At 42.7% G+C, this 21,995-nt stretch carries 17 protein-coding genes, 2 tRNA genes and 3 rRNA genes; 14 read left to right on the top strand and 8 right to left on the bottom strand.

The genetic code is table 11. The annotated features are described in order from the left end of the window. Positions 1-132 precede the first annotated feature (132 nt). From ACU8V8_RS15270 to ACU8V8_RS15215, 12 genes are all read left to right on the top strand, one after another. A 16S ribosomal RNA gene (locus ACU8V8_RS15270) occupies positions 133-1,668 on the top strand. A gap of 76 nt (positions 1,669-1,744) precedes the next feature. After that, positions 1,745-1,821: transfer RNA gene (locus tag ACU8V8_RS15265), tRNA-Ile, on the top strand. Positions 1,822-1,933: 112 nt separating this feature from the next. Continuing rightward, positions 1,934-2,009 (top strand) — tRNA-Ala (locus ACU8V8_RS15260). A 303-nt stretch (positions 2,010-2,312) separates the two neighbouring features. Continuing rightward, a 23S ribosomal RNA gene (locus ACU8V8_RS15255) occupies positions 2,313-5,199 on the top strand. A gap of 135 nt (positions 5,200-5,334) precedes the next feature. After that, positions 5,335-5,449, top strand: a 5S ribosomal RNA gene (rrf, locus tag ACU8V8_RS15250). Together the 16S, 23S and 5S rRNA genes with 2 tRNA genes alongside form the textbook arrangement of a ribosomal RNA operon. A gap of 290 nt (positions 5,450-5,739) precedes the next feature. Beyond that, positions 5,740-6,198 carry a helix-turn-helix domain-containing protein gene (locus ACU8V8_RS15245; protein WP_446888063.1) on the top strand — a complete coding sequence of 153 codons (459 nt, stop codon included), beginning with the start codon at positions 5,740-5,742 and terminating at the stop codon, positions 6,196-6,198. Continuing rightward, on the top strand, positions 6,089-6,610 hold the full coding sequence (locus ACU8V8_RS15240; protein WP_446888062.1) for an IS630 family transposase: 522 nt from the start codon (positions 6,089-6,091) through the stop codon (positions 6,608-6,610). The genes ACU8V8_RS15245 and ACU8V8_RS15240 overlap by 110 nt, the downstream gene beginning before the upstream one ends. A 249-nt stretch (positions 6,611-6,859) precedes the next feature. Beyond that, a complete protein-coding gene (locus tag ACU8V8_RS15235) occupies positions 6,860-8,671 on the top strand; it encodes an assimilatory sulfite reductase (NADPH) flavoprotein subunit (RefSeq protein WP_446888061.1) in 1,812 nt (603 codons plus the stop codon). Between the two features lie 61 nt (positions 8,672-8,732). Then, positions 8,733-10,430 carry an assimilatory sulfite reductase (NADPH) hemoprotein subunit gene (gene cysI, locus ACU8V8_RS15230; protein ID WP_446888060.1) on the top strand — a complete coding sequence of 566 codons (1,698 nt, stop codon included), beginning with the start codon at positions 8,733-8,735 and terminating at the stop codon, positions 10,428-10,430. A 43-nt stretch (positions 10,431-10,473) separates the two neighbouring features. Further along, a complete protein-coding gene (locus tag ACU8V8_RS15225; RefSeq protein WP_446888059.1) occupies positions 10,474-11,214 on the top strand; it encodes a phosphoadenylyl-sulfate reductase in 741 nt (246 codons plus the stop codon). A gap of 100 nt (positions 11,215-11,314) precedes the next feature. Further along, positions 11,315-12,052, top strand: coding sequence for a substrate-binding periplasmic protein (locus ACU8V8_RS15220; protein ID WP_446888058.1), 738 nt, complete (start codon positions 11,315-11,317; stop codon positions 12,050-12,052). Between the two features lie 44 nt (positions 12,053-12,096). After that, positions 12,097-12,627 (top strand): DUF4124 domain-containing protein, encoded by a 531-nt coding sequence (locus tag ACU8V8_RS15215; RefSeq protein ID WP_446888057.1) that lies wholly within the window; start codon positions 12,097-12,099, stop codon positions 12,625-12,627. Between the two features lie 172 nt (positions 12,628-12,799). On the opposite strand, the gene ACU8V8_RS15210 is transcribed toward ACU8V8_RS15215, so the two are convergent. From ACU8V8_RS15210 to ACU8V8_RS15195, 4 genes are all read right to left on the bottom strand, one after another. Then, positions 12,800-13,063: a hypothetical protein gene (locus ACU8V8_RS15210; RefSeq protein WP_446888056.1), complete on the bottom strand. Its 264-nt coding sequence runs from the start codon at positions 13,061-13,063 to the stop codon at positions 12,800-12,802. A 106-nt stretch (positions 13,064-13,169) separates the two neighbouring features. Next, positions 13,170-15,917 (bottom strand): aconitate hydratase AcnA, encoded by a 2,748-nt coding sequence (gene acnA / locus ACU8V8_RS15205; protein WP_446888055.1) that lies wholly within the window; start codon positions 15,915-15,917, stop codon positions 13,170-13,172. 215 nt (positions 15,918-16,132) lie between these two features. Further along, positions 16,133-16,561: a hypothetical protein gene (locus tag ACU8V8_RS15200; protein WP_446888054.1), complete on the bottom strand. Its 429-nt coding sequence runs from the start codon at positions 16,559-16,561 to the stop codon at positions 16,133-16,135. An 86-nt stretch (positions 16,562-16,647) separates the two neighbouring features. After that, on the bottom strand, positions 16,648-17,028 hold the full coding sequence (locus tag ACU8V8_RS15195) for an RNA-binding S4 domain-containing protein (RefSeq protein ID WP_446888053.1): 381 nt from the start codon (positions 17,026-17,028) through the stop codon (positions 16,648-16,650). A gap of 268 nt (positions 17,029-17,296) precedes the next feature. On the opposite strand from ACU8V8_RS15195, the gene ACU8V8_RS15190 reads away from it, so the two are divergent. Further along, positions 17,297-17,584, top strand: a complete 288-nt coding sequence (locus ACU8V8_RS15190; protein WP_446888052.1) for a hypothetical protein — start codon at positions 17,297-17,299, stop codon at positions 17,582-17,584. Between the two features lie 56 nt (positions 17,585-17,640). After that, entirely contained in the window at positions 17,641-18,306 is a 666-nt protein-coding gene (locus ACU8V8_RS15185; RefSeq protein WP_446888051.1) for a hypothetical protein, read from the top strand. Here ACU8V8_RS15185 and ACU8V8_RS15180 read toward each other — a convergent pair. The 4 genes from ACU8V8_RS15180 to ACU8V8_RS15165 form a co-directional block, all read right to left on the bottom strand. After that, on the bottom strand, positions 18,303-18,761 hold the full coding sequence (locus ACU8V8_RS15180) for a Crp/Fnr family transcriptional regulator (RefSeq protein ID WP_446888050.1): 459 nt from the start codon (positions 18,759-18,761) through the stop codon (positions 18,303-18,305). The two genes, ACU8V8_RS15185 and ACU8V8_RS15180, sit on opposite strands and share 4 nt — an antisense overlap. Before the next feature lie 28 nt (positions 18,762-18,789). Further along, a complete protein-coding gene (gene ntrC / locus ACU8V8_RS15175; protein WP_421962185.1) occupies positions 18,790-20,175 on the bottom strand; it encodes a nitrogen regulation protein NR(I) in 1,386 nt (461 codons plus the stop codon). A gap of 16 nt (positions 20,176-20,191) precedes the next feature. Next, a complete protein-coding gene (gene glnL, locus ACU8V8_RS15170; RefSeq protein ID WP_446888049.1) occupies positions 20,192-21,262 on the bottom strand; it encodes a nitrogen regulation protein NR(II) in 1,071 nt (356 codons plus the stop codon). An 87-nt stretch (positions 21,263-21,349) separates the two neighbouring features. After that, entirely contained in the window at positions 21,350-21,862 is a 513-nt protein-coding gene (locus ACU8V8_RS15165; RefSeq protein WP_446888048.1) for a DUF4124 domain-containing protein, read from the bottom strand. Positions 21,863-21,995: the final 133 nt, after the last annotated feature.

Here is a 21,995-nt window from a genome sequence, read left to right as displayed (position 1 = left end):
AACTGAGTGACCAACAGAATAGTTACTTTTAGTAATTATTCAGCACAGTCAATTCAATATCGAAAGATATTAAATAAATTCAGAATTCATTGAGCATGTCCGCTCCCTTTATGGGAAGGACAGAAAAACTTTTAATTGAAGAGTTTGATCATGGCTCAGATTGAACGCTGGCGGCAGGCCTAACACATGCAAGTCGAGCGGTAACAGAGAGAAGCTTGCTTCTTTGCTGACGAGCGGCGGACGGGTGAGTAATGCTTGGGAACATGCCTTTAGGTGGGGGACAACAGTTGGAAACGACTGCTAATACCGCATGATGTCTACGGACCAAAGGGGGCTTCGGCTCTCGCCTAAAGATTGGCCCAAGTGGGATTAGCTAGTTGGTGAGGTAATGGCTCACCAAGGCAACGATCCCTAGCTGGTTTGAGAGGATGATCAGCCACACTGGAACTGAGACACGGTCCAGACTCCTACGGGAGGCAGCAGTGGGGAATATTGCACAATGGGCGCAAGCCTGATGCAGCCATGCCGCGTGTGTGAAGAAGGCCTTCGGGTTGTAAAGCACTTTCAGTCAGGAGGAAAGGTTAGTAGTTAATACCTGCTAGCTGTGACGTTACTGACAGAAGAAGCACCGGCTAACTCCGTGCCAGCAGCCGCGGTAATACGGAGGGTGCGAGCGTTAATCGGAATTACTGGGCGTAAAGCGTACGCAGGCGGTTTGTTAAGCGAGATGTGAAAGCCCCGGGCTCAACCTGGGAACTGCATTTCGAACTGGCAAACTAGAGTGTGATAGAGGGTGGTAGAATTTCAGGTGTAGCGGTGAAATGCGTAGAGATCTGAAGGAATACCGATGGCGAAGGCAGCCACCTGGGTCAACACTGACGCTCATGTACGAAAGCGTGGGGAGCAAACAGGATTAGATACCCTGGTAGTCCACGCCGTAAACGATGTCTACTAGAAGCTCGGCTCTTCGGAGTTGTTTTTCAAAGCTAACGCATTAAGTAGACCGCCTGGGGAGTACGGCCGCAAGGTTAAAACTCAAATGAATTGACGGGGGCCCGCACAAGCGGTGGAGCATGTGGTTTAATTCGATGCAACGCGAAGAACCTTACCTACACTTGACATACAGAGAACTTACTAGAGATAGTTTGGTGCCTTCGGGAACTCTGATACAGGTGCTGCATGGCTGTCGTCAGCTCGTGTTGTGAGATGTTGGGTTAAGTCCCGCAACGAGCGCAACCCCTATCCTTAGTTGCTAGCAGGTAATGCTGAGAACTCTAAGGAGACTGCCGGTGATAAACCGGAGGAAGGTGGGGACGACGTCAAGTCATCATGGCCCTTACGTGTAGGGCTACACACGTGCTACAATGGCGCATACAGAGTGCTGCGAACTCGCGAGAGTAAGCGAATCACTTAAAGTGCGTCGTAGTCCGGATTGGAGTCTGCAACTCGACTCCATGAAGTCGGAATCGCTAGTAATCGCGTATCAGAATGACGCGGTGAATACGTTCCCGGGCCTTGTACACACCGCCCGTCACACCATGGGAGTGGGTTGCTCCAGAAGTAGATAGTCTAACCTTAGGGAGGACGTTTACCACGGAGTGATTCATGACTGGGGTGAAGTCGTAACAAGGTAGCCCTAGGGGAACCTGGGGCTGGATCACCTCCTTATACGATTTAGAACTTATTTGTTCGTAGTGTCCACACAGATGATTGTTAATTGTAAAGAGAACAACACTTATTGTTTGGGTCTGTAGCTCAGTTGGTTAGAGCGCACCCCTGATAAGGGTGAGGTCGGTAGTTCAAATCTACTCAGACCCACCACTTCTTCTTAATACTGCGTTGTAAGCTTCGTTGTTTAGTGAACTAAACGGCCTCAACTTACGCCTTGTCTTAAAAAAGAAGTCGGTATACAAACAGTAAGACCAGCATATGTGGGGCTATAGCTCAGCTGGGAGAGCGCCTGCCTTGCACGCAGGAGGTCAGCAGTTCGATCCTGCTTAGCTCCACCACTTTTACTTCTTAAAAATAAATATTCTTTATCGGGTAGCAACACTACCTGAGAATAGAGTGTGTTTAATTTTGAGAAGTTTTTGATTCTCTGCTCTTTAAAAATTTGGAAAAGCTGATAATAAAATTCGTATGAATACATTGTATTTGTACAGAGTTTTCAAAAGTAAAAAAGAATGATAGCAGTATCATTCAGTGCCATTTAATGAACGTTTACGTTTGTTGATTGGTATCTACTTTAGTATTCAATATTAACTTCTGGCGAAGTTAAACTGTCACGAAACAAAGACCCGTTTGGGTTGTATGGTTAAGTGACTAAGCGTACACGGTGGATGCCTTGGCAGTTGGAGGCGATGAAGGACGTATTAACTTGCGATAAGCTTAGTCGAGCTAGTAAAAAGCACTTGAGACTAAGATTTCCGAATGGGGAAACCCACCTGCTTGCAGGTATCGTTAACTGAATACATAGGTTAACGAGGCGAACGCGGAGAACTGAAACATCTAAGTACCCGTAGGAAAAGAAATCAACCGAGATTCCGGAAGTAGCGGCGAGCGAAACCGGAACAGCCCTTAAGCTTATTATGTGTTAATGGAAGGCTCTGGAAAGTGCCACGATACAGGGTGATAGTCCCGTACATGAAAATGCATTTTAAGTGAAATCGAGTAGGTCGGAGCACGTGAAACTTTGACTGAATATAGGTGGACCATCATCTAAGGCTAAATACTCCCAACTGACCGATAGTGAACCAGTACCGTGAGGGAAAGGCGAAAAGAACCCCTGTGAGGGGAGTGAAATAGAACCTGAAACCGTGTACGTACAAGCAGTAGGAGCCCACTTGTTGGGTGACTGCGTACCTTTTGTATAATGGGTCAGCGACTTATATTTTGTAGCGAGGTTAACCGAATAGGGTAGCCGTAGGGAAACCGAGTCTTAACTGGGCGAATAGTTGCAAGGTATAGACCCGAAACCCGGTGATCTAGCCATGAGCAGGTTGAAGGTTGAGTAACATCAACTGGAGGACCGAACCCACTAACGTTGAAAAGTTAGGGGATGACTTGTGGCTTGGAGTGAAAGGCTAATCAAACCGGGAGATAGCTGGTTCTCCCCGAAATCTATTTAGGTAGAGCCTCGGACGAATACTTACGGGGGTAGAGCACTGTTAAGGCTAGGGGGTCATCCCGACTTACCAACCCTTTGCAAACTCCGAATACCGTAAAGTACTATCCGGGAGACACACGGCGGGTGCTAACGTCCGTCGTGAAGAGGGAAACAACCCAGACCGCCAGCTAAGGTCCCAAAGTCATAGTTAAGTGGGAAACGATGTGGAAAGGCCCAGACAGCCAGGAGGTTGGCTTAGAAGCAGCCATCCTTTAAAGAAAGCGTAATAGCTCACTGGTCGAGTCGGTCTGCGCGGAAGATGTAACGGGGCTAAACTATGCACCGAAGCTGCGGATTCAAAATTTATTTTGAGTGGTAGGGGAGCGTTCTGTAAGCCGTTGAAGGTGGTCCGGGAGGATTGCTGGAGGTATCAGAAGTGCGAATGCTGACATGAGTAACGATAATGCGGGTGAAAAACCCGCACGCCGGAAGACCAAGGGTTCCTATCCCATGTTAATCAGGGTAGGGTAAGTCGACCCCTAAGGCGAGGCCGAAAGGCGTAGTCGATGGGAAACGGATTAATATTTCCGTACTTGGTATAATTGCGATGGGGGGACGGAGCAGGCTAAGCAAGCATGGCGATGGTTGTCCATGTGAAAGTGAGTAGGTTGGTGACTTAGGAAAATCCGGGTTGCTAAGACTGAGACACGAGACGAGCACCTAAGGGTGTGAAGTTGCTGATGCCATACTTCCAGGAAAAGCCTCTAAGCTTCAGATTATACCGAATCGTACCCCAAACCGACACAGGTGGTCAGGTAGAGAATACTAAGGCGCTTGAGAGAACTCGGGTGAAGGAACTAGGCAAAATCGTACCGTAACTTCGGGAGAAGGTACGCTCCTATCTGTGATGAGATTTACTCTCTAAGCGGACGGGAGCCGCAGTGACCAGGTGGCTGGGACTGTTTATTAAAAACACAGCACTGTGCAAAATCGCAAGATGACGTATACGGTGTGACACCTGCCCGGTGCCGGAAGGTTAATTGATGGGGTTAGTTTTCGGACGAAGCTCTTGATCGAAGCCCCGGTAAACGGCGGCCGTAACTATAACGGTCCTAAGGTAGCGAAATTCCTTGTCGGGTAAGTTCCGACCTGCACGAATGGTGTAACCATGGCCACGCTGTCTCCACCCGAGACTCAGTGAAATTGAAATCGCAGTGAAGATGCTGTGTACCCGCGGCTAGACGGAAAGACCCCGTGAACCTTTACTACAGCTTGGCACTGAACATTGAACCTACATGTGTAGGATAGGTGGGAGACTTTGAAGACGAGACGCTAGTTTTGTTGGAGTCGTCCTTGAAATACCACCCTTGTAGTTTTGATGTTCTAACGTTGGCCCCTGAATCGGGGTTACGGACAGTGCCTGGTGGGTAGTTTGACTGGGGCGGTCTCCTCCCAAAGAGTAACGGAGGAGCACGAAGGTTGGCTAAGTACGGTCGGACATCGTACGGTTAGTGTAATGGTAGAAGCCAGCTTAACTGCGAGACAGACACGTCGAGCAGGTACGAAAGTAGGTCATAGTGATCCGGTGGTTCTGAATGGAAGGGCCATCGCTCAACGGATAAAAGGTACTCCGGGGATAACAGGCTGATACCGCCCAAGAGTTCATATCGACGGCGGTGTTTGGCACCTCGATGTCGGCTCATCACATCCTGGGGCTGAAGTCGGTCCCAAGGGTATGGCTGTTCGCCATTTAAAGTGGTACGCGAGCTGGGTTTAGAACGTCGTGAGACAGTTCGGTCCCTATCTGCCGTGGGCGTTTGAGAATTGAGAGGGGTTGCTCCTAGTACGAGAGGACCGGAGTGAACGAACCGCTGGTGTTCGGGTTGTCATGCCAATGGCATTGCCCGGTAGCTACGTTCGGAACTGATAAGCGCTGAAAGCATCTAAGCGCGAAGCAGGCCTCGAGATGAGTTCTCACTAGACTTTTAAAGTCTCTGAAGGGCCGTTGAAGACTACAACGTTGATAGGCAAGATGTGGAAGCATAGTGATATGTTAAGCTAACTTGTACTAATTACCCGTGAGGCTTAACCATACAACGCCAAACGCGTTTTATGCGACAGTTTAAGCGAAGAAGTTAATAGACTAAAGTAGATTACTGAAGACTAATTTATTATCAGAAATTCCAAATTTTAGTAAGTTTGATTAAATTGAACTTACACCAAATTTGCTTGGTGACAATAGCGTTTTGGACCCACCTGATCCCATGCCGAACTCAGTAGTGAAACGAAACAGCGCCGATGATAGTGTAGCATTTGTTATGTGAAAGTAGGTCATTGCCAGGCTCCAAATTGAGAAAGCCCGATTCGAAAGAATCGGGCTTTTTTACGTTTATACACCGTAGCGTGGGTTGAGTATCACGAAACCCACGGATAAAAGAACGCCACAATCCCTCAGGGCCAACATACACCTTACCTCGGCCTGTATTTTAATCTTGAAAAACTCGCACTCCATAAGAAAATACTACCCACAGTCCTCTGAGTGATACCAAACACATTTAATTGATGATCCATTTTAATTTAATGCTATTTGTGATCTAATACTGGTAAATTCACTCATTATTATTGAGCTTAAATTGTCCAACATTCCAGATTTTCCCTACACCCGAGATGCGCGATTAAAAACCCGCTATCAAGTTGTTCGTCAATTTCTTAAAGTTAAAAATCGCACGGCTGTTGCACAAGCGACAGGCGTGAGTCGGCGCTTGGTAAATGAGTGGGTGACAGCTTATCTTACCGATGGCATTGCGGCATTAGACATTAAGAAACAGCCAGGTCGCCCTTGTGCTCTAACGCCTAAGCAAAAGCAGCAACTCAAAGATTATGTATGCAAACATGCAGTTAAAGATGAAGGGGGTCGCTTAATCGGTGAAGACATTCGTGAGTATATTCGCGAGACATTTGATGTGCAGTATAAGCTTAATAATGTTTATCGCTTATTACATGAGCTTAATTTGTCGTGGATTACATCTCGCTCGAAACACCCTAAACAATCAGTTCAGGCGCAAGAAGACTTTAAAAAATTTCCTTCGTAATACGATCATCACAATTCCAGGCCACGTATCACTTGATAGAGTCAATGTCTGGTTCCAAGATGAAGCGCGGTTTGGTCAACAAAATACCACATCTAAAATTTGGGCAAAGAAAGGTTCAAGGCCCCGCGTGGTCAAACAGCAACAGTTTCTATCAACTCATATATTTGGTGCAGTTTGCCCTGCGACAGGTCAAACTGAGGCTATCATAGCGCCTTATTTGAGTAAGGATATAATGAGGCAGCACTTAGAACTCATTTCGGATGCGACACCCTGTGGGGAGCACGCTGTGGTAATCGTTGATCGGGCAAGCTGGCATATGGGTAATGTTGCTGAGGGCATTAAAAATGTGTCGGTGATACAGTTGCCTCCCTATTCACCAGAACTTAACCCAGTTGAGCAAGTAAAAACTTGAGCACTTATATAGTATTGGTATTAGCTTTAATCTGTTTTTGCAGGAAATAATCTAATTCCATAACTAAATGGAATAACAAAGCAGATTCTATTCTTTTTTTATTCGCCAATACCCCGTTATTCTTCACTTTCAGAGAAATCTTTGGAGCGGGTATTTACGCTTTAAAGTTGAAACAAATTTTAGGCGAAGTGATTTACTAATAAAAGTAGTCATTTTGTAGTTAACTTTTAGGGTTACGGGGACGAATTCATGTTGTTAGGTCAACTCAATGCAGCGGCAAGTCCGCTATCGCAAGAGCAAGTACAAAAGCTGCAAGGTTTAGTAGCTGAGCTTAATCCAATTCAGCAAGCTTGGGTGAGCGGCTATCTTGCTGCGAATGCAAATACTGCAGCCCTAGGTGGTGTTGTGGGCGCAGCACCGAGTGCAGGTGAAGCTGCTGCATTAACTATTTTATATGGTTCGCAAACCGGTAATTCAAAAGGTGTTGCAACTAAGCTTAAAGAACAAGCTGAATCACGCGGCTTAGCTGTTAAATTGGTTAGCATGGCTGATTATAAACCAACGGCATTGAAAAAAGAAAAGTTCTTAACTGTTGTTGTATCTACGTACGGTGAAGGTGAGCCGCCTGAAGATGCAGAAACACTGCACGAATTTTTAACCACGAAGAAAGCCCCTAAACTCGATGGCGTTAAAATCGCGGTAATAGGTTTAGGTGACTCAAGCTATGGGTTCTTCTGCCAGACAGCCAAAGATTTTGAAGAGCGCTTAAATAAATTAGGCGCAGAGACAATTTACCAGCGCGCTGATTTAGATGTTGATTACGATGATGAAGCCGCTACTTGGATCACTGGCGCATTAGATGCCTTTGAACCGGATTTAAAAGCACAGCAAGATGCAGGTGGCCAAGTTGTTTCTATGCCGTTTGGTGCACCAGTAGCGGTTGCTAGCCAATACACTAAGCAAAACCCATTTGCAGCAGAGCTTAGTACGGTGCAAAAGATTACCGGCCGTGATTCAACCAAAGATGTTCGTCACGTTGAAATCTCTCTTGAAGGCTCCGATATTACTTACACGCCGGGTGACTCTCTGGGTGTGTATTTCTTAAATGATGAAGTATTGGTCGACGAAGTACTTGAACTGACGCAAATAGATGCTGCAAGCCAAGTTAAAATTGGTGATGAAGAGCTAAGTATTCGCGATGCCTTAATTGAAAAATTAGAGCTAACGCAATCCTACCCAGGCTTTGTTGAAAAATACGCAGTTGCGACTGGTACACCTGAGCTATTAAAGCTAGTAGAAGATAAAGCGGCAATGCGCGAGTACATTGAACCTCGTCAAATCTTTGATGTGATCCGACAAAATCCAGCAAAAGTCGAAGCACAAACGCTCGTTGATTGCCTACGTAAGTTGCAAGCACGTTTATACTCAATTGCTTCAAGCCAAGCTGAGGTTGAAGACGAAGTACATCTAACAATTGGACTGGTTGAATTTGAAGCCTTTGGTAGTGAACATTTAGGTGGTTGCTCTGGTTATTTAGCACGTCGTGCTGAAGAAGGCTGCAAAGTAAAAGTATTTAGTGAGCACAACGATAATTTCCGTTTACCAAGCAATGACGAAACGCCAGTGATTATGATCGGCCCTGGTACGGGTATCGCGCCGTTCCGTGCATTTTTACAAGAGCGTGATTCGCGAGAAGCATCGGGTAAAAACTGGTTGTTCTTCGGTAATCCACACTTTACTCAAGATTTCTTGTATCAAGTAGAGATTCAAGGTTATTTAAAATCAGGCCTATTGAGCAAAGTTGATGTGGCATTTAGTCGCGACCAAAACGAGAAAATCTATGTACAAGACAAGCTTCGCCAAAACAGTAAAGACGTTTTTGCATGGTTAGAAGCGGGCGCACACATCTACATTTGTGGTGATGCAAACCGTATGGCGAAAGACGTACACAATGCCTTGGTTGATATCATTAGCGAAAATACAGGTAAGAGCTTTGAAGATGCAGATCAGTATTTAAAAGACTTACGTAGCGCAAATCGCTATCAGAAAGACGTGTATTAATCACGTTTCTTATTTTATTTAACAGCTAACAGCCGTCACTGTAACAAATTTAGGATTTAAAATGAGCGAACAAGATAAGAACGTAAAGCTTTCTGATAACGAGCGTTTGAAAAGAGAAAGTAACTTTTTACGTGGCACTATAGAGCAAGATTTAAAAGACGAGATCACCGGTGGTTTTACCGCTGATAACTTTCAGTTAATTCGTTTCCACGGTATGTATCAACAAGATGACCGCGATATTCGTGGTGAGCGTGCTAAGCAAAAGCTTGAGCCACTACACAATGTAATGCTGCGTGCACGTATGCCTGGCGGTATTATCAAGCCTGAGCAATGGCTTGCGATTGATAAATTTGCCGATGAGAAAACCAGCTACGGCAGTATCCGCTTAACAACGCGTCAAACGTTTCAGTTTCATGGTGTATTAAAGCCAAATATTAAAGGCATGCACCAAATGCTTAATAGCGTGGGTATCGATTCAATCGCAACAGCTGGTGATGTGAACCGTAACGTACTATGTACCACTAACCCAGTTGAGTCAGAGCTTCATCAAGAAGCATACGATTGGGCTGCAAAAATTTCAGAGCATTTGCTTCCAAAAACTAAAGCGTATGCAGAAATTTGGTTAAATGGAGAAAAGGCAGAAACCACGGAAGAGCCAATTTTAGGGTCTAATTACTTACCACGTAAATTTAAGACAACGGTGACGATCCCACCTAATAATGAAGTGGATGTACACGCGAATGACTTGAACTTTGTGGCAATTGCAGAAGATGGAAAACTAGTTGGTTTTAACGTACTTGTTGGCGGTGGTCTTGCTATGACGCACGGAGATACTGCAACGTACCCACGTAAAGCTGATGACTTTGGTTTTATTTCCCTAGAAGACACGTTAAAAATTGCTGAGCATGTGGTGTCGGTACAGCGTGACTGGGGTAATCGTTCGAACCGTAAAAATGCAAAAACTAAATACACCTTAGATCGTGTTGGTTCAGATGTATTTAAAGCGGAAGTAGAAAAACGTGCCGGTGTTAAATTTGCACCTAGCCGCCCATTTGAATTTACTCACCGTGGCGATCGTATTGGCTGGGTTGAAGGAATTGATGGTAAACATCATTTAACGCTATTTATCCAAAGTGGCCGTATTTTAGATTACCCAGGTAAACCACTGAAAACAGGTTGTCGTAAAATTGCCGAAGTTCACCAAGGTGATATGCGCATGACGGCGAACCAAAATTTAATTATTGCCGGTGTGCCAGCCGATCAAAAAGCAGTGATCGAAGAAATCGCCCGTAATCACGGTTTAATTGATGACAAAGATACTGAGCAACGTAAAAACTCGATGGCGTGTGTGGCATTGCCAACGTGTCCACTTGCAATGGCAGAGGCTGAGCGTTACTTACCAAGTTTAATTGAAAAGACTGAAGCACTGCTAGCTAAACATGGCATTCCGGATGACAGCATCATTATGCGTGTTGTAGGTTGTCCAAATGGTTGTGGCCGTGCGATGTTGGCTGAAGCCGGTTTAGTTGGTAAAGGACCTGGAAAATATAACGTGTACTTAGGGGGTAACCTTGAAGGCACACGTATTCCTAAATTGTATTTAGAAAATGTCGGCGAAGACGTGTACCTAGATGCCTTTGATAAGCTAATTGGTCAATGGGCAAGTGAGCGTAACGACGGCGAATGTTTTGGTGACTTTGTCATTCGTAAAGGCATTGTTGCTGAAGTTAAAGTGTCAGTCACCGATTTTCACGCTTAATTTAAAAGCAAGCGGTAACGCTTGCTGAGGTTTGGAATTTACTATGAGTGAATTTAAAAACATATTACAGCTCGATAAAGAAAGCCAAGTTGCTTTACTTGCTGATGCTAACGGCATATTAAAAGATATGAGCGCTGAGCAGCGTGTTGTATGGGCGCTGGATAATTTGCCCGATACACAGTTTTTATCATCAAGCTTTGGTATTCAAGCTGCTGTGATGTTGCACTTGGTAACAACACAGCGGCCAAATATACCTGTAGTACTGACGGATACAGGGTATTTATTCCCTGAGACTTACCAGTTTATTGAGCAGATGACGGAGCGTTTATCACTTAATTTAAAAGTGTATAAATCAACGCTAAGCCCAGCATGGCAAGAAGCTAAGTACGGTAAGTTATGGGAGCAAGGTGAGGCTGGTATTAAGCAATACAACCAGCTAAATAAAGTAGAGCCGATGACCCGTGCCTTAAAAGACATTGATGCAGGGACTTGGTTTAGCGGTTTGCGCCGTGACCAAGCGTCTACCCGTGCTGATAAGCAAATTGTTGAGATCAGTCGTGGTACGGTAAAGGTTTATCCAATTATTGACTGGACTAACCGCGATGTGTATCAATATTTAACTAAGCATGATTTACCCTACCACCCACTTTGGGAGCAAGGGTATGTGTCTATGGGTGATGTCCATACTACACGTAAATTAGAACCAGGTATGACGGAAGAGGAAACGCGCTTCTTTGGTTTAAACCGTGAATGTGGTCTACATATTGATGGGGATGGGATTTAATCCTAAATAGTTCTCTGAATATTCTAAAACGCAGCCTGGCTGCGTTTTTCATTTTTGACTACAGTATAGTAATTAACTACAACTTTACACGAACTCACTTATGAAACAAACTTGTGTTGTTCTACTGCTATTAATATCTAGCCAGGCATTTTCTGATACCTTTCGCGTTGCCCTGCCTGATGAAGATTATCCACCCTTTCATTTTATTAACGCCGATAGAAAAGGTATTTTAAACCATGTGTTATCACGATTCTCAATAGAGTCAGGCTATGAAATAGAGTATGTGTTTGTACCCGAGATGCGTTCAGCTAAATTAGTCCACGATAATGATGTTGATGCCAGAATGGAGTCAGAAGTATGGCAAGTTGATAACCGTCAATATTATTGGAGTGATGGCATTGCTTCTGTTGAGGATGCTGTCATTGTTGGCAGCGATGTTGACCCTGATATATTTCAGGAAGAAAATAAGCTTGCTTCAGGGGTTTTACTAGGTCGCTATGGTTATATATACCCACAATATGAGTCATTAGTTGAAAATAAGGTTTTTCATCGAGAAAATTTTTATTCAGACTTAACAATGCTGCAAAGTCTTCAAAGTGGAACTTTAAAGAGTAAGCGATTTGCTATTATGTCTCGGGCAGTCTTTAATTGGTATTGTAAAAAATATCCTGAGTTTAAAGCATTAAATATTAGTGATTTTAATGTGGGAAAAGCACCTCTTCAATTGCAGTTCGCGTATTCCCCAAGAGGCAAAGCGCGCGCTGATGCATTTAATGTTTTTTTAAAAAAGCTGAAAGATAGTGGTGAGCTTGATAGAATTATTGCTCGTTACCAATGACGGAAGTTTTTTCGTTCATATCAACTTATCTCAAAGGATTGAAAATGAAGTACTTTGCATATCTAGCTGTGATGGTATTGCTTATAAGTGTTGTGGCGCTATTTTACTTGAAGCGCCCGGATGGGCAAGCGTGGCTCACTACAGAGCAAGTAACAAATAAGTCTGACGCTTTAAAAGAGCAAATGGTTGCGCTTTCAAGTGATACGCTTGATCAGGCTGTAAAGTTAGTTGCAGACACTAGTAGTAAGGTGGTGGAAAAGGTTACATCTAGTACAAAGCCTTCTACAACTGTCATATTTAAATGGCAAGATGATACTGGGCAATGGCATTATTCTGATCAACCCAACCCCAATGGTAACAGTGAGCAAGTAGTATTAGACCCAAATGATGTCACCGTGGTTGCGGCTGAAGACACTTCAATACTTAAAGGTAGTGCTAAATCGGGCGGGACACCACTGAAAAAAGCGCCCACAAGTGCTTATGACCCCATCGTTATTAAAAAGCTGTTTGACGACGCAGAGCAAGTAAAGTCACAATTAGAGCTGCGTAATAACACCCTCGAACAATCGCATTAAAATACCCTGAAGGTGAATAGCTCAGCATTACATAGGTGCTTAGTATCAGGCATTACTTTATGCTTATTTTTGATGGGGGCTTTCTGTTGTCCGAAGCGATAAGTAATACTTTGCTTAATATGGCTGAAGATGTAATACACATAGCAATAGTTGAATAAAGACCCTAAAGTGTTTAATTATCTTTAGCTGTGAGCTCAATCTTTTTCAGTTTCTTATGCTCAGCTTCAAGGTGCATAAGGTAAATAGTTAGATAAATCTTTGTTGGTAATGAGAATAAAACTCCGATAGCGATACATGTTGCACTGATTGTAATTCTTTGGACACTATTAATAGCATCAAACAAGTCAGACATAAGCAAGTAGTGACCTAATAAAATTAAGCACAGCCCTGAGATGATAAATACTTTAAGTATTTTGATGATGGATAGATCAGGCATACACTTGTTATCCTAGCTTTCATGTAACTAAGTGTAGCCAATAATATGAAATGTGATTTGTTCTGAATCAAACTGGGGTTGATTTTAGGCAACCCCATTTGTTTATTTACTCTTGCAGCATATTTCTTAATACATATTGTAAGATGCCGCCATGCTTGTAATAGTCCCACTCTTTTGGTGTATCAATACGCACATCGGCGCTAAAGCTCACTTGCTTTCCTTCACTGTTGGTGACAATAACGCTTACTTCATCCGTTTTGTCATACAAGCCTTCAATATCAAACTGCTCTTGACCTGTAAGCCCCAGTGACTCATGACTTTCACCATCTTTAAACTGTAAAGGTAATACGCCCATACCTATTAAGTTAGAGCGGTGAATACGCTCGTAACTCTGTGCAATCACGGCTTTAACACCTAATAATAAAGAGCCCTTAGCAGCCCAATCTCGCGATGAGCCCGTGCCATACTCAGCCCCAGCAAGAATGACTAAAGGTATACCTTGTTCTTGGTATGTCATTGCTGCGTCGAAAATACTAGCAAGTTCATTATCGGGTTGCGTGCGTGTAACGCCTCCTTCAGTACCTGGTGCAAGTAAGTTCTTTAATCTTACATTGGCAAAAGTACCGCGCATCATCACTTCATGGTTACCACGGCGAGAACCGTAGGAATTGAACTGTGATTTTTCAACTCCATGCTGTTGTAAGTATTCGCCAGCAGGTGCGCTAGCTTTAATTGCACCAGCAGGTGAAATATGATCGGTGGTCACTGAATCACCTAATTTAGCCAAACAGCGGGCGCCGCTAATGTTTGGAATACCCGGTGGTTCAACACTCATACCGTCAAAAAATGGCGCTTTTTTGATGTAGGTAGAAGCATCATTCCAGTCATATAATTTGCCATCAGGTATTTTAATTTGTTGCCAGCGTTCATCACCTTTGTAAACATTACTGTAGCTGCTAGCAAACATTTCTTTTGTAACTGTCTTCTTCACAAGTTCGTTTACTTCACTGACACTTGGCCAAATGTTTTTAAGATAAATGTCATTGCCGTTGCTATCTTGTGCTAAAGGCTCATTGTATACATCGATATCGGTACGCCCTGCAATTGCATAAGCAACTACTAAAGGTGGAGACGCTAAAAAGTTCATTTTTACATCTTGGTGAATCCGTCCTTCAAAGTTCCTGTTACCCGATAGTATAGAGCTTACCACTAACTTGTGTTTTTGAATTGCTTCAGATATTTCATCGGGAAGTGGCCCAGAGTTACCAATACATGTTGTACAGCCATAGCCAACAAGGTTAAACCCTAATGCTTCTAAATCATCCATTAGCTCAGCGCTTTTCAAGTAGTCGGTGACTACTTGTGAGCCCGGTGCTAGTGAGGTTTTGACCCAAGGTTTTACATTAACGCCTAATTGGCGTGCTTTTTGTGCGACTAAACCGGCAGCTAAAATTACACTTGGATTAGAGGTGTTAGTACAGCTAGTTATGGCTGCAATTACACATGCACCATCGTTTAGCTCAAATTCTTGGCCTTTAAAGTTAACTTTTGCAGCGCCCATAAATTGCGCTTCATCAACCGGTTCATCTGGATTTGTGGTTGGACCTTCACTTTCGATACGAGCCTGTTGTTCATCGCTTTTATCCCGAGAGGCCATTCGTTCATCTTGAAATCCCTTTAAGTGCTCGCCAATTATATCGCCAGCTTTATCAAGAGCGATCCTATCTTGTGGACGTTTAGGGCCAGCTAAGCTTGGTACTACGTCATCAAGTTTTAATTCGAGCTTGTCGGTGTAATGAGCTTCATCGCCAGCATTACGCCACAAACCTTGGTGTTTTGCATAATCTTCAATGAGCTTTAATTGTGTTTCATCACGGTTAGTTAAGCGTAAGTAGTTAATTGTTTCGTCATCAATTGGGAATATACCGCAAGTAGCACCATACTCTGGTGCCATGTTAGCGATCGTCGCACGATCCGCTAATGGTAAATCAGCAAGGCCATCACCATAAAACTCAACAAATTTACCTACAACACCATGGTTGCGCAGCATTTCAGTCACAGTCAATACTAAATCTGTTGCTGTCGTTCCCTCTGGTAGGCGACCGTCAAGCTTCATACCGACCACTTGTGGTATCAATAGGCTAATAGGTTGGCCCAGCATAGCCGCTTCGGCTTCTATTCCACCTACACCCCAACCAAGTACACCTAAACCATTAATCATTGTTGTGTGGGAATCAGTGCCAACGAGCGTATCAGGGTAAGCAAACTTTTGGCCGTTGCGTTCTTCATTAAATACAACACGTGCTAAATATTCTAAATTTACTTGGTGAACAATACCGGTAGCTGGTGGTACTACTTTTAAATTATCAAAAGCAGTTTGGCCCCAACGCAAAAATTCATAACGTTCTTTATTGCGTTCATATTCGAGTTTGGCATTTAAATCAAACGCGCCGTCATTGCCATAGCCATCAACTTGCACTGAGTGATCGATAACAAGTTCTGCAGGAGATAGCGGGTTTATTTTGGCCGGATCACCACCGAGTTTTTCCATGGCATCACGCATGGCGGCTAAATCAACAATCGCTGGCACACCCGTAAAATCCTGCATTACCACTCGCGCTGGAGTAAAGGCAACTTCGGCATTGGGTTTAGCCTGAGGATCCCAATCAAGTAAAGCTTCAATGTCTAGCTTCTTTATATTGATGTCATCTTCATTACGTAATAAGTTTTCAAGCAGAATTTTGAGCGAAAAAGGCAATCGCTTGGCTTTATCCCCGAGTCCCTGTAATGAATGAATGTGAAATTGCTCACCGTTAATTGTGAGTTGTTTTTGGGTGTCAAAACTATTGCTCATTATATGCCCCTTTATGATACCGGTAAGGTATGGTGAATATCCTTAAATCGTAAATGTAATCGCTTAATCGCGTAACCTCTTAATTATCTAAACCAAGTGCAAAGTGCATACCAAAATAGATTTGTATTATTTTTATGCACTTCATTTAACTGATCTGGTCTTTAATTTTCATATTTCAAGTCATCAGTATCACAAAGCAGCAGTTACGAGGAAAATCATTTTAACCACCCATGTTGGACACCTTTATGACTGACTAACAGAAGTAATATCGCGATGACAATGACAAAAATAGGCATCAAAACAGCGCTTGCACCAAGCAGTTCTATACTGTTGATGATAATAAAGTTATAAAATTGCTGTACGGCAATAGCCGCCAACGATAATGCAAATACACTGCGAGCAAGGGAGCGCTTAACAAGTAAAAGTATCGCGCCAAAGGTGCCTCCAAATACTGCAATTGCGAATGCAACTGTTGACCAAAGAGGAATGTTAGAATATGCAGCTTGTTGTTCTACAGGAAGTTTATTTATCATTTCAGGTGTCATCAGCATCTGCATGATAAAGGCAATAACACCTAATAAATTCCATATAAGGGCTGCCCAAGCGGTGCTTTTTAGCCAGCTTGGCGAGGGCGGGTTGGCCATAATTACCTTCTTAATTATTATTATTAAAAAGGTAATTAAAGACGACGGTGAGTTAATTTACAAGCTAGCGCGTGGGCTTTAATCAATTAACCAAATGAAATAGGTCGACGACCTGTTTTTTCATCTACTTTTGGCTTTTTAGTACGTTTGCGCTTACTTTTAGCCGGTGTTGCTTCTGTAGTGCTTGTTTTTGTTACCTCTGGTTGTGTATTTTGTGCTGGTCTTTGTGCTGGGGTAGCATCTTCACTTAACGTTAATTGAAACCATTCACCATCGAACTCTAGTACGTCACCACTGTATAATTTTTTCCGTTTTATTGTACATATTTCATGGTTAACGCCAACGTAGCCTTCACTAATTAGGTTCTTTGCTTGGCCACCACCTTCAACTAAATCAAGAACTTTGAGTAGCTTGCATAGCTCAATGGGTTCTTCTTCTAATTCTATTTCAATGTATTCGTCATTCATGTTTGGTCTCACAGAGGTAGGGCGTAGCCTTTATTATAAAGGCTTAGAGCGAATTTTGCATCACACTAGGTAGAGTACAAAAAATTTATCTGATGTTTATTTTAAACTATTTTATTTTTTTGGGGTCTTTAAAAAAACTGCAGCAATAAAGCGCTAAGCTGCAGCTGTTAAATCTGGCCTGTTATTTGCCAATACATGATTCAAAATTTATCAACGTTAGATAGTAGTAACTAAATGTAAGTGCTATTACATTGAAATGGAGTAGAAAATGGGCATAAGATTAGCAATGCGAAAAGAGTTAATGGGCTTAAATAACTCGGATATGTTAACTGCCGATGATGTCAGAACACACCTCTCAAAAATAGTGAAGCAACAATCGCAAAGCACACAAAAGGGCTTTTCGGTTATTTCAAAATTTAACGATAACCATAGTCAATTAGTAAGTGGCGATAATAACAAAGAGCGTTTGCTTAAGTTTGAACGCCATCGTTTGTTTAAAGATGTGTTATACACCCGCCAAAGTGTCGATGCCTGGTTAAGCAGTCAAATGAATTAAGTTGCTTTTAATAATTACCTCCAATAGACTACAGTTGTAATCATTTGGGGGTGATCATGAAAAATGGACTTTTAATATTTATTTTGCTCGCATTTTTGGCTGCATGCCAACAACCCACCGTTTATATTTTTAGTGAAAACTTGCAGGATGAACAGAGTCAGCAGCTTGATGCGGCGCTAAAAGCACAATCACTACCTTATGAGTATGTTGAGCTTGAGGTGCCAAGAGAGTTTGGTGCAGCGACATTGATGTTAGCAAATGATAAGATTTTTCGCACACAAACGCAGCAGTTAGCGGCCATTATGCAAACGCTGGGATATCAACCTGAAATAAGTTATACAACACGCGCAAATCATTTTTATGGTGATGGTAATATAGGTTTTTATCTAAAAAATGTAGACGCAGATAAAACATTTACTATGCCGAAAGCTTTGCGCACCAGCGAATGTGAAAAAGATGAGCATAACGATTTAGCTGTGAGTTTTACTCCTCAACATGCCCAATTCACGTTAGCCAGCGGAGCAAAGGTAGTTTTAGAATGGGAGTACTTATATGGTTATTTGGTTATCTACTACAGTAACTACTCACAAACCTACACTCATGCAAAGCCATTGGTCGCAACTCCTTTTGGCCTTAAGCCGTCAGATAGATATTCAATCACGGCGCATGTTAATAAGCCAAGTTGGCTAAACTGTTCGTTGCAGGTCGTGTATATGGGTTAAGGGTGGTTTTCAATATGCGCACTAAGCTTGGCAATACGTTCGCTCATTCCTTCGATAATGCGGTCTTTTATTTTTTCTCGAATGACATTAGGCAGCCGCGTTAGCGCTTGTGGTGTGATTGCAAGGACAATGGTATCGCAGGTGGCACGGGCGCTAGTACTTCGCTCGCGGTTGTTAATAAATGCACCTTCACCAATAAACTGTCCGGGCTCGATAGTGCCTAAATCCACCAAGTGACTGTGTTTAAAAACGACAATCGCGCCACTAAGAACAATATATAGTTGCTTATCGTTATCGTATTGTTTAAATAGAAACCGATTTTGATGAACTAAATATAAATGACTGAATGATTCAAGTAATACCTGCCGCTCATTGAGGGTAAACTCTTTAAAAAAATTCAGTCTATTGATAATTTCCATCTGTTTTATTAATGGAATGTGCTCGATCAGCTTCATGGCGCATCAATACCGTTAGTCATTTTGTTTAACTAATATTGCGCTCTTTTAATTTACGGGTCAATGTATTGCGCCCCCAGCCAATCTTAACTGCCGCTTCTTGCTTGTGCCCAGCACAGTTAGCTAAAGCCGTTTTAATTAAGCGGGTTTCTAGTTGTGCCTGTACGTTTGGCCAAATGTTCTGTTTACCTTGTTTCAGCTCTTGATTTAACCATTGTTGGAACGAATCTAACCAGTCCCCCTCTTGTTGAGAAACTTCGGCTTCGAGAATTTCGGGTGGTAAATCTTGCTCACTTATAAGCTCACCCGGAGCCATTACAGTTAACCAGCGGCAGGTGTTTTCTAGTTGACGCACATTGCCTGGCCAGCCGAATAGGCGTAGCTGTTCAGTTGCTTTAGGACTGAGTATTTTGCTTTCTACTTGTAAATCTTTAGCGCTTTTGTGTAAAAAGTGCTGTGCTAATCGTTCAATATCTTCAGTGCGCTCACGTAAAGCAGGAAGACGTAGCCTTACCACATTTAAGCGGTGAAATAAGTCATCCCTAAATTTACCTTGCTTAACGAGGTCTTCAAGGTTTTGGTGTGTTGCAGCTATGATCCGCACATCGACCTTAATGCTTTGATGGCCACCAACACGATAAAATTCACCATCCGCTAATACGCGTAATAAGCGAGTTTGTACATCTAATGGCATATCGCCTATTTCATCTAAAAATAGAGTACCGCCGTTGGCCTGCTCGAAGCGACCTTTGCGAACACTATCTGCCCCAGTGAAAGCGCCTTTTTCATGTCCGAACAACTCAGACTCAACTAGTTCTTTAGGAATGGCGGCCATGTTAAGAGCGATAAATTGATTTTCTTTACGCGGGCTGTGATTATGTAGAGCACTTGCGACGAGCTCTTTACCTGTACCTGATTCACCATTAATCAACACGCTCATGCTTGAAGCAGATAATTTACCAATAGCACGAAACACTTCTTGCATTGCAGGTGCTTCACCAATGATATGAGCGCTTTTAGGCGGGGCAACCTTACGTTTGGTTTTTTTCGCTGAATTTGCACGACAGGCACTTTCAACTAAAGCTACAGCCTCATTTAAGTCAAATGGTTTGGCCAAGTATTCGAACGCACCTTTTTGGAAGGCGTTAACTGCAGAATCTAAATCTGAATGAGCGGTCATTATGATCACAGGTAAACCAGGGTTTTGTTCTGCGATTAACTCAAGTAATGCCATACCATCCATACCTGGCATACGTACGTCAGAGACAAGTACTGTTGGTTGGCTAAATTTTAGTGCGCTCAATACATCTTGTGCATTGGCAAAACTTTCTGTATTAAACCCGGCACGAGAAAGCGCTTTTTCTAATACGAAGCGAATAGATGCATCGTCATCAACAAGCCAAACTGTTTTCATGGGCACTCCACATTAATTAATCCACAAAGGGCAGATATATATTAAATTCTGTATGACCAGGCCAGCTATCGCATTCGATATAGCCATTGTGTTGATCAATCAAGGTTTGCGCAATTGAAAGCCCTAAGCCTGAACCACCTTCTTTATTGGTGATCATTGGGTAAAATAAGGTTTCTTTAATATTGCTATCAATACCTGGTCCGTTATCTGATATTTGGATCAGCAAAGCTTTTTTAGGTGCTTTACCTGGGCGACGCTGCTGATGGCTGATACGCGTTTTGAGCTTAATTACTCCGCCATCGACTAGTGCTTGTTGTGCATTGCGAATAATATTTAATACGACTTGTTGAATTTTACCTTGGTCTATATATACGTCAGGTATGCTTGGGTCGTAATCTTTTTCTAGGCTAATATTAGCGTTGCTATCAAGCATGCTTAGCTTTACAACAGACTCGAGTGTTTGGTGAATATTACCGTGTGACTTTTGTGGTAATTGATTCGGACCAAGTAATCTATCTACAAGCTCCCTTAATCGATCTGCTTGTTCAATAATTAGCTCTGCACATTCATCACGCTCTTGCTGATCAACCTCATACTGCAATAATTGCGCCGCTCCGCGAATTCCGCCAAGGGGATTTTTAATTTCGTGTGCAAGTCCGCGTATAAGATTGCGTGCAGCTTGATATTGATGCATTTGATTGGACGCTTGATCATGGCGAATTTCATCGTCCGTTTGTCGACACTCAAATAAAATATAATACTCATCATCGAGTTTTACCCGCCTTGCACTAATCGCTAATTTAGCATGGCGGGAATCCACGAAAACCACGTCAGCTCTATGCTGATGGCAATCTACACCGTCCATTAAGGCGTATTTAGCAATGCGTTCTAAGTCTACGGAATGGTAGTTAAACAGGCTATCAAAAGGCTGATTAAGAATGCGTTTAGGACCAAGCCCTAGCAGCTCACTGGCACTATCATTGACGTAAACGAGAGTAAAATTTTTATCGAGTAAAATGACAGCAGTTGTTAGGTTTTTCCATATGCTGGTTAGTAGTTCAGGACTGAATTTTTTATTATTGGACATTGTTGCACCATTTTAGTGCGTTGATGATAGATAGCAGCTTAGCACATATATTTATAATCAGAGCGCCATTATAAAAAATAGCGTAGGCTATAATGATGACTGCCGATGCATAAAGAATACACTTGTTGGGCTAACCGACAATAGTTTGCCTCTTTGGTTAAATAATTTAACTTGTAAGGAATGCTCGCCGCGGTCAACATTGCGTAGTGCAAACGTGCTAGAGTTACTGGGTTCTGCGTAAGCTACCCCATCAACGTATAATTGAATTTTAAAGCCATTCTCAAATCGCGGTGAAACTCGGCTGGTCACATAAACTGAGCCGGTATTTTCTCTAACGGTTTCTTCATGGGCTGGAGATGCGATGACAATTTTAAAGCTTATACTGGTGGCAGGTTTTGCTTCATTTAGAATACTGGTATCAGTGGTAGGCATAGAAAGTATTTGGCTTGTTAATTTAACTTCCTGCGCACCCACTTTAGGAGTATCAGAAAAAACAACTGCGCCATTTTTATCCTTCCAAGTATAAATCTTTTTATCACCTGAATAACCATAAAAGCTGAATAAAATTGTCGTCAGCAATACCAAAATCTTTGTTTTCACCCTTTAACCCTGCATTTTTTACGCTAATTAAACTTTAGTGGAGAATTAAACATTTTGCCATAAAAAAAGCCCGTAAAACGGGCCTTGAGAACACACATATATTATCTATAACTAGACAATTTTAGCTACAGCG

It is taken from the genome of Pseudoalteromonas sp. SaAl2, from assembly GCF_052947895.1.
This window is presented reverse-complemented; position numbering and strand designations above follow the sequence as displayed.

What these genes read in the sequence shown, in the direction of transcription:
- ACU8V8_RS15240 (WP_446888062.1), top strand. Translation starts at nt 6,089, where the DNA reads ATGTTTATCGCTTATTACATGAGCTTAATTTGTCGTGGATTACATCTC.
- ACU8V8_RS15235 (WP_446888061.1), top strand. Translation starts at nt 6,860, where the DNA reads ATGTTGTTAGGTCAACTCAATGCAGCGGCAAGTCCGCTATCGCAAGAG.
- cysI (WP_446888060.1), top strand. Translation starts at nt 8,733, where the DNA reads ATGAGCGAACAAGATAAGAACGTAAAGCTTTCTGATAACGAGCGTTTG.
- ACU8V8_RS15225 (WP_446888059.1), top strand. Translation starts at nt 10,474, where the DNA reads ATGAGTGAATTTAAAAACATATTACAGCTCGATAAAGAAAGCCAAGTT.
- ACU8V8_RS15220 (WP_446888058.1), top strand. Translation starts at nt 11,315, where the DNA reads ATGAAACAAACTTGTGTTGTTCTACTGCTATTAATATCTAGCCAGGCA.
- ACU8V8_RS15215 (WP_446888057.1), top strand. Translation starts at nt 12,097, where the DNA reads ATGAAGTACTTTGCATATCTAGCTGTGATGGTATTGCTTATAAGTGTT.
- ACU8V8_RS15210 (WP_446888056.1), bottom strand. Translation starts at nt 13,063, where the DNA reads ATGCCTGATCTATCCATCATCAAAATACTTAAAGTATTTATCATCTCA.
- acnA (WP_446888055.1), bottom strand. Translation starts at nt 15,917, where the DNA reads ATGAGCAATAGTTTTGACACCCAAAAACAACTCACAATTAACGGTGAG.
- ACU8V8_RS15200 (WP_446888054.1), bottom strand. Translation starts at nt 16,561, where the DNA reads ATGGCCAACCCGCCCTCGCCAAGCTGGCTAAAAAGCACCGCTTGGGCA.
- ACU8V8_RS15195 (WP_446888053.1), bottom strand. Translation starts at nt 17,028, where the DNA reads ATGAATGACGAATACATTGAAATAGAATTAGAAGAAGAACCCATTGAG.
- ACU8V8_RS15190 (WP_446888052.1), top strand. Translation starts at nt 17,297, where the DNA reads ATGGGCATAAGATTAGCAATGCGAAAAGAGTTAATGGGCTTAAATAAC.
- ACU8V8_RS15185 (WP_446888051.1), top strand. Translation starts at nt 17,641, where the DNA reads ATGAAAAATGGACTTTTAATATTTATTTTGCTCGCATTTTTGGCTGCA.
- ACU8V8_RS15180 (WP_446888050.1), bottom strand. Translation starts at nt 18,761, where the DNA reads ATGAAGCTGATCGAGCACATTCCATTAATAAAACAGATGGAAATTATC.
- ntrC (WP_421962185.1), bottom strand. Translation starts at nt 20,175, where the DNA reads ATGAAAACAGTTTGGCTTGTTGATGACGATGCATCTATTCGCTTCGTA.
- glnL (WP_446888049.1), bottom strand. Translation starts at nt 21,262, where the DNA reads ATGTCCAATAATAAAAAATTCAGTCCTGAACTACTAACCAGCATATGG.